This window comes from Brevundimonas sp. FV1ye7S, assembly GCF_058680995.1.
Genome location: NZ_CM178726.1, coordinates 1,495,226 through 1,507,471, shown reverse-complemented (window position 1 = coordinate 1,507,471; position 12,246 = coordinate 1,495,226). Strand labels below are relative to the sequence as shown.

Sequence of the window (12,246 nt, the reverse complement as noted above, 5' to 3'; positions counted from 1 at the left end):
TCCGCCTGATCAGAACCATCGGTCCTGCATCGCCAGCGTCGTGTCGTCCTTGCTGACCAGCAGGTCCAGCATCGGCCCGATCTTGGGCAGTTCCCAGCGGAAGAAATAGCGCGCGGCCTGACGCTTGCCGTCATAGAAGTCGCCGGTCTTGCCCGCCGCCGCCAGCGCCTGCTCCAGCCAGATCCAGGCCAGCACCGCATGGCCCACGGCCTCAAGATAGGTCGAGGCGTTGGCCAGGGCCCGCTCCGGGTCGCCGTCCTGCCAGACCGTGGCCGTGGCCGCGCCGATCCGCCCCATGGCCTGGGCCAGGGCCTCGCCATAGGGGTTCAGATCCGGATCGCCCGACGCCCGCGCCACGGTGGCCATCACCGTCTCGCCCAGCAGTTTCAGCCCGGCCCCGCCGTCCATGATCGCCTTGCGGCCCAGCAGGTCCAGCCCCTGGATGCCGTGCGTGCCCTCGTGGATCGGGTTCAGCCGATTGTCGCGATAGAACTGCTCGACCGGATAGTCGCGGGTATAGCCGTATCCGCCCAGCACCTGGATCGCCAGGCTGTTGCCCTCCAGGCACCATTGCGACGGCCAGCTCTTGGCGATGGGCGTCAGCATGTCCAGCAACCGCCCGGCCCGCTCCCGTTCGGCCGCGTCCTCGGCCGTCGTCTGATCGTCGGTCAGCCGCGCGCAATACAGGTTCAGCCCCAGCGCGCCCTCGGCGTAGGCCTTCTGCGCCAGCAGCATGCGGCGCACGTCCGCGTGCTGGATAATCGACACGGGCGGACTGGCGGGATCCTTGGCCGAAACTGGCCGTCCCTGCGGCCGGCCGCGCGCATAGTCCAGGGCGTGCAGATAGCCGGTGTATCCCAGCGCCGCCGCCCCCGCCCCAACACCGATCCGCGCCTCGTTCATCATGTGGAACATGGCGGCCAGCCCCTGGTTCGGCGCCCCGACCAGCCAGCCGACCGCGCCCCCCTGCCCGCCCGGCGCATGCCGTCCTTCGCCGAAGTTCAGCAGGGTGTTGGTCGTGCCGCGATAGCCCATCTTGTGGTTCAGCCCGGCCAGGACGACGTCGTTGCGCTCGCCCGGCGCGCCGCTCTCATCCAGCAGGTGTTTGGGAACCACGAACAGCGAGATCCCCTTCACCCCCGCCGGCGCCCCCTCCATCCGCGCCAGCACCATATGGACGATGGTCTCCGACAGGTCGTGATCCCCGCCCGAGATCCACATCTTGGATCCGAACAGCCGATAGCTGCCGTCGGCCTGCGCAACCGCGCGGGTGCGGATGTCGCCCAGCGACGAGCCGGCCTGCGGCTCCGACAGGCACATGGTGCCGAAGAACCGCCCCTCCAGCATCGGTCGCACATAGGCGTCGATCTGCTCGGCCGTGCCGTGGGTCTTCAGCAGATTGGCCGCCCCAATCGTCAGGAACGGATAGGCGGCCGTGCCCACATTGGCGGCCTGGAACCAGGCGAAGCCGGCGCGCTCGATCACATTGGGCAGTTGCAGCCCGCCCAGATCATAATCCTGGGACGCCGAAAACAGCCCGGCCTCGCGGAACGCCGCCAGGGCCTGGGCGACTTCCGGGATGATCGTCACCCGCTCGCCGTCGAACGTCGGCTCGTTCTGATCGGCCTTGCGATTGTGCGGGGCGAACATATCCGCCGCAAGCTGGGCGCAGGTATCCAGCACCCCGTCGAACGACACCCGGTCATGATCCGCAAACCGCGCCCGCTGCGTCAGCCGCTCGACCTCCAGCCATTCGTACAGAATGAAATCCAGATCGCGCCGGGACAGGATCAGCGAGGCGTCAGACATGCGAAGGCTCCGGAGACGCCGCCTTACGGCGACACCTGATGAGCCTAGGTCGCCGCTCTCGAAGCGGCAAGTTCGACGACATCGCCGACACAACCGCCGCCGAGTTTCAGATTTCTTGGAAAAGGAAGATGGCGGAGACGGAGGGATTCGAACCCTCGGTACCCCTTACAGGGTACGACGATTTAGCAAACCGTTGCCTTCAGCCACTCGGCCACGTCTCCAGCGAAGGGCTCGATAGCCGAGCATGATGCGTCGTGCAATCCGGTTCGAACCAAAGACCTGTTGTTAACGCGACATAGAGGCGGCGCATGCAGGGTGGCGGCCGTGCGGAAACTCCGGATCGACATGCCCGACTGCGCCCGTCCCCTTGCCGCGCCGACCGCAGCGAGTGCGAACGACCGCGCCGTCGCCAGCCTCGCGCCGCATGCCGAGCGGGGCCCGTTCCGGCCGGAGGTGTGGCGCAACGCGCGCCAGCGCTCGACCGTGCGGCTGGCCGCCTATTATTTCCGCGCCGCTGACGTTCTGGCTGTGGTCGGTCTGGCCGTTGTGGCCCTGTGGTCGCTGGGGTCTCTGGATGTGAAGACCCTGACTGTCGGCGCCGTCCTGCCCCTGGCCACCGGCGTCGTCGTCGCCCTGGCCTTGTTGCGCAGCCTGGGCCTGTATCGATTCGGACCGGAGCCGACGCCCCTGCTCCATCTGGTCGGGGTCGTCGGGATCGTCGCCCTGGCGATCATGGCGGCGCTGCTGGTCGGCCTGGGCCTGAACGGGCACGGCCTGGGGCCGGTTTTACCCTGGGGTCTTGCGGCCACGGTCTGTCTGGTCGCCCTGCACGGCTTATGGCGGGTGCTGGCGGCGCGTTGGCGACGGCAGGGCCTGCTGTCGCCCAATATCGTCATCGTCGGGGCGACCCGGAACGCCGAGGCCCTGATCCGGCGGGCGCTGGAACGGCGCGACCTGAACGTGCTGGGCGTGTTTGACGACCGCCTGGCCCGCTCGCCCGACCGTCTGGCCGGGGTGCCGGTGCTGGGCGGGGCCAACGCCCTGCTGACCCATCGGATGCTGCCCTATGTCGACCGGATCGTTCTGGCGATCGACGCCGATGCGGGCGCGCGGGTGCGGGATCTGACGCGCCGTCTGGAGACCCTGCCCAATCCCCTGACCGTCCTGTTCGATTCCGACGCCAGTCGTGAGGCGGCGCTGAATCGTCTGGCCGGTCCGTCCCTGGCCGAGATCGGGTCCGCTCCCGACGCCGACCGCCGCGCCTTCGTCAAACGAGTGCAGGATGTGGTGATCGGCGCCCTGGCCCTGGTCGCCTTCGCCCCGGTCATGGCGGTGATCGCCCTGGCCGTACGGCTGGACAGCCCCGGCCCGGTCTTCTTCCGTCAGCGTCGCCATGGCTTCAACCAGGAGACCATCGTGGTGTGGAAATTCCGCTCTATGCGTCACTGCGACGCCGATGCGACCGCCAGCCGCCAAGTCGTCGCCGACGACGACCGCGTCACCCGCGTCGGCCGCTTCATCCGCGCCTCCAGCCTGGATGAACTGCCCCAGCTGTTCAACGTGCTGAGGGGCGAGATGTCCCTGGTCGGCCCGCGCCCTCACGCCATCGGCATGAGGACCGGCGAGACCGAATCCGCGCTTCTGGTCGCCGAATACGCCCACCGTCACCGTATCAAGCCCGGCATGACCGGCTGGGCCGCCGTCTGCGGGTCGCGCGGACCGGTGGACAGCGAGGCCGAGGTGCGCCGCCGCGTCGAGCTGGACATCGATTATATCCAGCGCCAGTCCTTCTGGCTGGACCTGTGGATCATCCTGATCACCATCCCCGTCCTGCTGGGCGACCGGGCGGCCGTGCGGTGAGCGAGAAGCGCATGTTCTGGCGCGGCGTCTGGGGCTATCTGCCGGCCCAGATCGTTCAGGGCGTGGTCGGCTTCCTGACCATCGTCGTCTTCACCCGCCTGCTCAGCCCCGAGGATTTCGGCCACTACGCCCTGGCATTCTCCGTCACCAGCCTGGCGCATACGGTCAGCTTCAGCTGGCTGGAGGCGTCCATGGCCCGCTTCTGGGCGGCCGAGCGCACGCCGGAGGGCCTCGCGGCCCATTTCGCCAGCCTGTACCGCACCTCCTTCGCCGTCATCGCCGTCTTCGTGCCCGTCGCGGCTCTCGTGGTCTGGCTTCTGCCCCTGACCCCCGCCTTCAAGCTGGCGGTCGGCTTCGGCCTGGCCGGGGCGCCGATCCGCAACCTGGCCAAGCTGGCGCAGGAGCGTTACCGCGCCGCCGGCGAGGTGTCCAAGGCCGCCTCGGTCGATATGTTTGTCGCCGTCCTGGGCTTCCTGGTCGGGGCCGGTTTCGCCCTGGCCGGGGCCGGCGCGGCCTCGCCCATGCTGGGCCTGATGATCGCTCCGCTGTTCGCCCTGCCCTTCATCCTGCCGGGCGAACTGCGCCAGTCGGCCGGCGGAACCGTGGATCGCGCGCGGCTGAAGGCCTACGCCGCCTACGGCTATCCGATCGCGGCGTCGCTGACCCTGGCCCTGGTCCTGGCCTCGACCGACCGTTTCCTGCTGGCCGGCTTCATGGATGCGGCGGCGGTGGGCGCCTATCACGCCAGCTACAGCCTGGCGAACCGCACCCTGGACGTGATGTTCATCTGGCTGGGCGCGGCCGGGGCCCCGGCCATGGTCATGGCGCTGGAGCGCGGCGGCCGAGAGGCGCTGCGTCACACGGCCCTGGAACAGGGTTCGACCCTGATCCTGATCGGCCTGCCCGCCGCCGTCGGCCTGGCCCTTGTGGCCCGCCCCCTGGCCGAATTGATGATCGGCCCTGACCTGCGCGTCGCCGCCGCCCTGGTCACGCCCTGGATCGCGGCCTCGGCCTTCATGTCGGGCCTGATCGCCTATTATTTCGGCTTCGGCTTCACCTTGGGCAAGAAGACCGGCCTGCTGCTGGTAACCATGGCCATTCCGGCCCTGGCCAACATCCTGCTGAACCTGATCCTGATCCCCCGGTTGGGCGTGCTGGGCGCCGCCGTCGCCACGGCCCTCAGCTTCGCCATAGGCCTGGTCGCCTGTCTGCTGATCAGCCGCCGCGCCATCGCCCTGCCCATTCCGTGGGAAGCCCTGATCCGGTGCGGCGTGGCCTCGACCGGCATGGCCCTGGTGGTCTGGCGGCTACCGCCGCTGGGCGGTTTTGTCGAACTGATGCTGGACGCGAGCGTGGGCGGACTGGTCTATGCGGCCCTGGCGCTGACGCTCAACGCCGCCGGGGTGCGCGACGTACTGAACCGCCTGATCCAGGCCCAACGAGGGGCGACGGCATGAGCGGCTCCCGCGCCGATATCCACGACAACCCCGGCTGGGCCGCCGCCCGGCCCGAACTGTCGGTCCTGATCCCCTTCCTGCGCGACGACCCCGAGCCCCTGCTGCGCCGGCTGGATGCGGAAGGCCCCACCCTGGCCGGCCGGGTCGAGCTGATTCTGCTGGACGACGGCACGGGCGACGCCGCCCTGACCGCCCGACTAAAGGCGGCGCTGGACGTCCTGGCCCTGCCCGCCCGCCTCGTCACCCTGTCCGCCAATGAAGGCCGGGCGCGGGGGCGCAACCGGCTGACCATCGCCGCCCGCGCCGGCGCCTGGCTGTTCCTCGACAGCGACATGAAGCCGGACAGCCCGCGCTTCCTCCAGACCTGGGTCGATCTGATCGCGCGCGACGATCCGGCCGTGGCCTTCGGCGGTTTCTCGCTGAAACAGGCGCCACGCGACCGCCGCTTCGCCGTCCACCGCGCCCTGTCCGGCGCCAGCGAATGCGTCCGCGCCGCCCAGCGCGCCAGGACGCCCGAGAAATACGTCTACACCTCGAACCTGCTGGTCCGGCGCGACGTCTTCGCCGTCGAATCCTTCGACCCCGGCTTCACCGGCTGGGGGTGGGAGGATGTCGAATGGGCCATGCGGGTCGCCCGCCGGTTCCCGGTGGTCCACATCGACAATCCGGCCACCCACATGGGCCTGGACACGGTGCCGGACCTGGCGCGCAAGTTCGACCAGGGCGCCGCCAACTTCGCCCGCGTGGTCGCCCTGCACCCCGAGATCGTCCAGACCTACCCCAGCTACAAGGCCGCCCGCGCCCTGAAACGCCTGCCGTCCCTGCCCCTGATCCGTCGCCTGGCCCGGGGCGCCGCCCTGTCGCCCCTGTTGCCGACCCGCACCCGCGCCTTCGCCCTGCGTCTGTATCGCGCCGCCGTCTATGCGGACGCGATCTGATGCGGGATGTCGCCGTCGTCATTCCCACCCTGCGTCGCCCCGCCATGCTGGAGCGGGCCCTGCGTTCGGTCTTCGCCCAGGTCGGGTCGCTGGACCGGATCGCCGCCGTGGTCGTCGCCGACAATGACCCCGACGGTTCGGCCTCGGCCGTGGTCGAGCGGCTGCGGGCCGAGGCGCCGGTTCCCCTGACCTACGCCCACGCCCCCGTCCCCGGCGTCGCCACCGCCCGCAATGTCGGCCTGGCCGCCACCGACGCCCCCCTGATCGCCTTTCTGGACGACGACGAGGCCGCCTCCCCCGGCTGGCTGGCCGCCCTGTTGCAGGCCCAGGCCCAGACCGGCGCCGATGTCCTGTTCGGCCCGATCCGAGGCCGCGTGCCCGAGGGCACGGGATGGACCACCGCCTATCTGGAACGCTTCTTCGGCCGCGACGGCCCGACCCAGACCGGCCTGACCGACCAGATCCACGGCTGCGGCAACAGTCTGATGGTCCGCGCCACGGCCCTGCCCGGCCCCGCCCCCTTCGACTCCGCCATGGACCAGACCGGCGGCGAAGACGACCGCCTGTTCACCGCCCTGCAAGCGCGCGGCGGCCGGTTCGGCTGGGCCGCCGACGCCTGGGTGGACGAGTTCGCGCCCCCCGACCGCGCCACCCTGAGCTACGCCCTGATGCGCGCCTTCGCCTATGGCCAGAGCCCCAGCCAGATGGCCGCCGCCCGCGGCGACTGGCCCGGCGTCGCCCGTTGGATGCTGATCGGCGCCGCCCAGGCCGCCGTCTGGGGTCTCGCCTCCCTGACCCTCGCCCTGCTCCGCCGCCCCGCCCGCGCCGAAACCCTGGACCGGATGTCGCGCGGCCTGGGAAAGGTCTTCTGGACCAGCTGCTTCGAACCGAAACTCTACGGCGCGGCGATGGTGCGGCGGACGGGGGCCTGACGACCGAGTCGTCGTCTGCAAGCCGACCGGTGGGCGGCTTTCTTTCGGTGCGACACGCAATTGCCTTCGGTCATGTCGTCTTAACAAAAGTGGATCAACTTAGGGTTTTAGTCTGACCAACCTGCTTGTTCGTGAACCTTCCACGGTGGAAACAGCGATGACTTTGATCTCTAGCGTGACGGTTGGGCCCCAGGCATCGGCCGGCAAGGGCACGGTGGATCCGAGCCTCAAGGCGATCATCGACGAACTAAACGACGACTCCGGCGCAGTTAGTTCGAGACGAAAGGCTGCGATTATGGATGACATCCAGCAGCGACGTTATGATATTCCGTCGAGCAACAAGGCCACGCAAGATTACTTCACGGCAGGCTTTACAGCTTCAAGCTTCCAAAAGCGCGGCAACGAACTAAGCATGCAGCTTCATTCGCAACTGTCTGCACGCGTATCTCAATCACACAGCAGCTCCGATACATTCGAGTTGCAGCTCGGTTTTTACAAAGCACTGTCCGAGGACGATAAGATCGCCTTCGCCGCCTACAAAGGTCAATCGCCCGAAGATTGGCAAGCAACCATGGAGGCGCGCCTCAAGCTGGCCGACCGCATCGAAGCTGCACAAGCGAGCGGTGAATTGGGACTGGACGGCCATCCTACAGGCAAGGCCAGCGCCGCTTTGAGCATGCTGATCGAGATAAGCGACGCATTCCACAAGATGAACATGGCCGACAAGGCCGCCGTCAACGCCTGGACGCGCTCGGTGAACGAAACGTTTGGCCGCCCCCCTGCCGTCCGCGTCGATCTATCGGACGAAGCCAAGGCCTATCTCAATCGCGGATAGGCCTCGACGATCTTGGGTGCGTCTCACGTCGGCACCGGGACATCAGCCCGCCAGCCGGCTCAGGAACCTGGGCGGCTTGTAGGTCGAGCGGTTCATGACCACTCCGGCGATACGGCCGCCGACGGCCTCGATCTCGTCGCGCAGGATCACCGGTCCGCTCGCGGTCGCCCCGCCGGCCGCCACCACCAGAACCGTCATGTCCACGAAGGGCGCCAGGATGATCGCCATGTCGTTGCGGTCGGCGGCCGGGCTGTCGATGACGATGGTGTCGGCATGCGGCCGCAGGGCGTCCCAATAACCGGCCTCGCCGATCGCCTCGACCCGGTGGCCAGAGCGCAGGGCCTCCATGTGGAAGCGCGTGATCCACAACCGGCCGCCCAGGCAGGGTCGCGCAGTCAGCAGGCGCGCGGGCGGGATCGGCTTGCCGTCCCGTCCCGTCGGCGCCGGCGTGACGGCGAAGAAGCTGGAGCCGTCGGGCGAGGCCTGGGCCGGCTTGCCCAGTTGGCCGAACCGGTCCGGTTCGGCGGCGATGGCTTCGAGCTGCCCCTGCTGGGCCAGGTCCCCGTCCACCAGCCAGACCGGCTTTCGCGCACGGACGGCGGCCAGTCGCGCGAACTCCCGCGCCACGGTCGAGACGCCTTCTCCGGTCGTGGCGGCGGCGAACTGGATCACGCGGGCGCGGTGCGCCGGCGCCGGACCCAGCGCCGCCCACAGGCCCGCCATTTCGGACGTCAGATCGACCATCGAATCGCCACGCGCTCCATCGGCTCAGCCTAACACGGGCATGAGGCTAGTGCGCCTTCGCCGGAGCCACGGCCAGGACCGGCATATCCAGCGTCCGCCGCACCGAGTCCGGCGTTGCAAAGCCGCGCCGCGAGAAGATCCGCAGCAGGCCGATGCACAGGGCGGTGAAGGCGGCGAACAGGAAGACCGCCGCCAGGGCCGGCGCCTTCAGGCTCTTGCCGGTCGAGGGGGGCTGGGCGCGTTCGATCACGGTGACATTGTCGGCGCCGGCGGCGACCAGGGCGTTGTCCGCCCGGCTCTGGCTCTCGCGCTGCTGGAACTCGCGAATATTGGCGGTCAGGACTTCGCGATTGCCGGCCAGGGTCGCGTTTTCGGACTCCAGCGCCGTCAGCCGCGCCTGCCGCGACCGAATGTCCGTTAACTGACGATCCAGCGCCGAGAGCCTCGCCGCAAGGGCGTCGCGGTCGGCCTGGGTGTTGATCCGGTTGGTCTCCAACTCGGTCCAGACAGGGTTCGGCCCGGTGCGGACCTCCTTGGCCCCCACCGCCGTACCTGTGCCCACATAGGCCTGCAGCTGGGCGATCCGCGCCTCGATGTCCCTCACAGGCTGGGCGTCCGGCTGATAGCGCGACAGCAGTTGCTCGCGCTCGGTCCGCAGTTGCAGCACCTGATCCTGGGCCGAGATGTTCAGGTCCTGCTGAAGCGCCACCTCCGCCGGGGTCGCCGCCTGCTGCGCCACCAGGGTGTTCAGCCTCTGGCTGGTCTGGTTCAGCTGGCTCTGGGTCGATAACCGGTCGGTGAAGACCGTCTGATAGACGGCCGCCAGCGTGGTCTTGGCGGCGGTGAAGTCGCCGATGTCGTTGCTGGTCAGGAACTGCTCATAGGCCTGATCCGCCGCGCTCAAATCGCCTTCGAACGCCAGTCTCTGGGTGGCGATGGCGGGGGTCTTGTCCTGGAAGACCTCGCGGCGATAGGCCAGATATTGCTCGATCACGGTGTTCAGCACGCGCGCCGCACGCTCCGGGTCGTCGGCCTCGTAGCTCAGACGGATGATCGCGCTGCCCGGCGCGGTGCCGACGCTCAGACTCGCGCCGATCAGCTTGCGCGCCGCCGCCTCTGCCCGGTCCCGTGACCCCGTCGGCGTCTTGCCCAGGATCGCCGCCGGCCCCAGCGCCTCGACCACGCGCTGGCGCACCTGCCCCGAACTCAGGATCGCGGCCTCGGAATTGGCGACCTCGTCGCCCTGCGGAGCCTGGCCCCGCTCGGCCGTGCCGACGCGGGGCTGATAGACATATTCCTGTCCCACGCCGGCGAAGACCGCGCCCTGGGCCGTGTAGTTCTTCTTCAGGGTGAAGGCGGCGGCGGCGCCCAGGGCGAAGATCACCAGGAAGACGATGATCATCAGCAGCAGTTCGCGGAACAGCAGGCCGACGACGTCCAGCACGCCGTAGCGCGGTCGGGTCGTGACATATGCCGTCGAGCGCATAGGCGGGCCGAATCCTGGAAAGTCTCTTGCGAATCCACCTTTCGCCCACCGGCGTTAACCATCGGTTACCCATAAGCGGCGAGTCTGCGACCCAACGCTCCTTTCGTCGGACCAGATCGATTCCATGACGCCAGATCGCCGACTATTCCTGCTGGCCCTCGGATCGGGCTGCGCCGCCCTGGCGGCCTGCGGCGGCAACGCCGCCCGGATGCCGCGCCCGAGGGGCGACGTGCAGCGGGTCGAAGCGGCGGGACGCGGCGACTTCCCCAACATCCCTTTCGCCGACTGGACGGACGAAGAGCCGGACTATCTGCTCTATCCGGGGGACGAGATCGAGGTGGCCCTGCCCACAGCATCTGAATTGACCCGCACCCTGAAGGTCGGACCCGACGGTCGGGTCGCCCTGCCCCTGGTCGGCCAGGTCATGGCGGCGGACCGGACCTTGCCGGAGTTGGAGCGGGAGGTGTCTTCGGCCTACGCCTCGCAACTGGTGCGGCCGGTCGTGGAGGTGACGTTGCGCCAGGCAGGGCCGATCCGCGTCTGGATCGACGGCGAGGTGCGGACCCCGGGCGTGATCGAGATGACCGGCGATCTGGACGCCTATCAGGCCGTGGTCCAGGCGGGCGGCTTCCTGCCGTCGGGCAAGCCCGAGCGCGCGGCCCTGATCCGTCGTGGTCCCGGCGGATCGCGCATGATGCGGGTGGTCGACCTGCGCCCGCGTCGCGGCGAGGTCGTGGCCCTGCGTCGGGGCGACATCATTTTCGTGCCGCGATCGACCCTGGGCGAACTCGCCGCCTTCTTCACCCAGGTGCGCGCCGCCCTGCCCATCGGCTTCAGCTATTCGATCAATGGATCGAACGGCAACGGCTACGCCACCTTCTGAAGTCTCAGGCGGCCAGCCGCACCACGCCGGCGTCGATATAGCGACGGGCGGCCTTCTGGGCCTCGGCGATCTCTTCGCGCTCCATCTCCTGGCTCATCTCGCGGCGATAGACGCGCGCCTCGATCGAACCCTTCATGGCGGCCAGGTTGAAGATCATGTGGGCCGAGACCCGGTCCATCGGACAACCGCCCGAACCGGCCGAATACATCATGCCCAGCTTGAACAGGTCGTCGCCCGACATGTCGACGGTCGGCAGCGGCAAGGACACGACTTCCACGTCGGCCTGCAGGTCGTGCGCCATTTCTTGCGCGTTCATTACCGTATCTCCTGAACGGGCGCCGTTCTGGGCCCGCCTCTGATACCGCATCAAATACCGCCGGTTTGAAGTTAAAGTTAACAGCGCAAAGCGCCGCCAAACTTTTAAGTAAAGCAGGAATGAATACTGCCAAAAGCGTTCAGCGTTCCGATACGATTTGGAAGGGTCTTGTTTACGTCTTGGCGGCCCGCTGACCGAACAGGACCCTGCGCGCCGCCTCGGCGTCCTTGCCCGCCGCGCCGGCGTTTCCACGCCGATCTTCCAGCAGAGCACGCCCGGCCTTGACCGCGGGCCTCGACCCGACCCGATCCATCCAGGCCGCCAGATGCGGAAAGTCCGCCAGAGTCTGCCCCTGCAGCGTCGGCAATATCCACGGCCAGGCGGCCATGTCGGCGATGGAATAGTCGCCCGCCAGATAGTCGCGGTCCTTCAGGCGTCGATCCATGACGCCATACAGACGGTGCGTCTCGTTCGTATAGCGCTGCACCCCATAGGCGATCTGGCGCTGGTCGCGGATCATCGCGGGCGCATACTGGCGGAAATGGTGGGTCTGACCCGCCATCGGCCCCAGGCCTCCGACCTGCCAGAACAGCCACTGGTTCACCTCGACGCGCGCTCGCGCCTCGGTCGGATAGAAGCGGTCGGATTTGTCACCGAGATACTGCAGGATTGCGCCGGATTCGAAGATCGAGATCGGTTGGCCGCCCGGCCCCTCCGGATCGACGATGGCGGGCATGCGGCCGTTCGGACTGATGGCCTGGAACCCAGGCTCGAACTGTTCACCCGTTCCGATGTTCACCGGCTTGACCTCATAGGCCAGCCCCATCTCCTCCAGCGCGATGGACACCTTCCATCCATTCGGCGTGGGCCAGTACCAGAGCAGGATCGGAGCGGTCATTGCGGCGGTCTTTCCTGTGGCGTGCCTCGCATCATGGGGGCCGCGACACGCAGCCACAATCCGCATTTCGATCCTGACACGGTCATTC

Annotated in this window: 11 protein-coding genes and 1 tRNA gene; 6 read left to right on the top strand and 6 right to left on the bottom strand. The window is 68.3% G+C overall.

The features are described 5' to 3' along the window. Positions 1-9 precede the first annotated feature (9 nt). Together ACW18C_RS07145 and ACW18C_RS07140 are read right to left on the bottom strand one after the other, a co-directional pair. Complete coding sequence (locus ACW18C_RS07145) at positions 10-1,809, bottom strand: acyl-CoA dehydrogenase (RefSeq protein WP_492073714.1); 1,800 nt, start codon at positions 1,807-1,809, stop codon at positions 10-12. 129 nt (positions 1,810-1,938) lie between these two features. Then, positions 1,939-2,030 (bottom strand) — tRNA-Ser (locus ACW18C_RS07140). 124 nt (positions 2,031-2,154) lie between these two features. On the opposite strand from ACW18C_RS07140, the gene ACW18C_RS07135 reads away from it, so the two are divergent. The 5 genes from ACW18C_RS07135 (at position 2,155) to ACW18C_RS07115 (ending at position 7,831) form a co-directional block, all read left to right on the top strand. Next, complete coding sequence (locus ACW18C_RS07135) at positions 2,155-3,669, top strand: exopolysaccharide biosynthesis polyprenyl glycosylphosphotransferase (RefSeq protein WP_492073984.1); 1,515 nt, start codon at positions 2,155-2,157, stop codon at positions 3,667-3,669. An 11-nt stretch (positions 3,670-3,680) separates the two neighbouring features. Next, positions 3,681-5,126 carry a lipopolysaccharide biosynthesis protein gene (locus ACW18C_RS07130; RefSeq protein ID WP_492073983.1) on the top strand — a complete coding sequence of 482 codons (1,446 nt, stop codon included), beginning with the start codon at positions 3,681-3,683 and terminating at the stop codon, positions 5,124-5,126. Then, the gene (locus tag ACW18C_RS07125; protein WP_492073713.1) at positions 5,123-6,064 is read left to right on the top strand and encodes a glycosyltransferase family 2 protein; all 942 of its coding nucleotides are present in this window, start codon (positions 5,123-5,125) and stop codon (positions 6,062-6,064) included. The genes ACW18C_RS07130 and ACW18C_RS07125 overlap by 4 nt, the downstream gene beginning before the upstream one ends. Next, positions 6,064-6,996, top strand: coding sequence for a glycosyltransferase (locus tag ACW18C_RS07120; RefSeq protein WP_492073711.1), 933 nt, complete (start codon positions 6,064-6,066; stop codon positions 6,994-6,996). The genes ACW18C_RS07125 and ACW18C_RS07120 overlap by 1 nt, the downstream gene beginning before the upstream one ends. A gap of 157 nt (positions 6,997-7,153) precedes the next feature. Next, a complete protein-coding gene (locus ACW18C_RS07115) occupies positions 7,154-7,831 on the top strand; it encodes a hypothetical protein (RefSeq protein ID WP_492073709.1) in 678 nt (225 codons plus the stop codon). A gap of 42 nt (positions 7,832-7,873) precedes the next feature. Here the strand turns inward: ACW18C_RS07115 and ACW18C_RS07110 are convergent, their stop codons facing one another. After that, entirely contained in the window at positions 7,874-8,575 is a 702-nt protein-coding gene (locus tag ACW18C_RS07110; RefSeq protein ID WP_492073707.1) for a P-loop NTPase family protein, read from the bottom strand. A gap of 46 nt (positions 8,576-8,621) precedes the next feature. Further along, complete coding sequence (locus ACW18C_RS07105) at positions 8,622-10,061, bottom strand: GumC family protein (RefSeq protein WP_492073705.1); 1,440 nt, start codon at positions 10,059-10,061, stop codon at positions 8,622-8,624. Positions 10,062-10,185: 124 nt separating this feature from the next. On the opposite strand from ACW18C_RS07105, the gene ACW18C_RS07100 reads away from it, so the two are divergent. After that, positions 10,186-10,944, top strand: coding sequence for a polysaccharide biosynthesis/export family protein (locus tag ACW18C_RS07100; protein ID WP_154726219.1), 759 nt, complete (start codon positions 10,186-10,188; stop codon positions 10,942-10,944). A gap of 4 nt (positions 10,945-10,948) precedes the next feature. Here ACW18C_RS07100 and ACW18C_RS07095 read toward each other — a convergent pair whose 3' ends face one another. Both ACW18C_RS07095 and ACW18C_RS07090 read right to left on the bottom strand, forming a co-directional pair. Then, positions 10,949-11,260 carry a hypothetical protein gene (locus ACW18C_RS07095; protein WP_008262819.1) on the bottom strand — a complete coding sequence of 104 codons (312 nt, stop codon included), beginning with the start codon at positions 11,258-11,260 and terminating at the stop codon, positions 10,949-10,951. A 172-nt stretch (positions 11,261-11,432) separates the two neighbouring features. Continuing rightward, a complete protein-coding gene (locus ACW18C_RS07090; RefSeq protein WP_492073702.1) occupies positions 11,433-12,158 on the bottom strand; it encodes a glutathione S-transferase N-terminal domain-containing protein in 726 nt (241 codons plus the stop codon). Positions 12,159-12,246 lie beyond the last annotated feature (88 nt).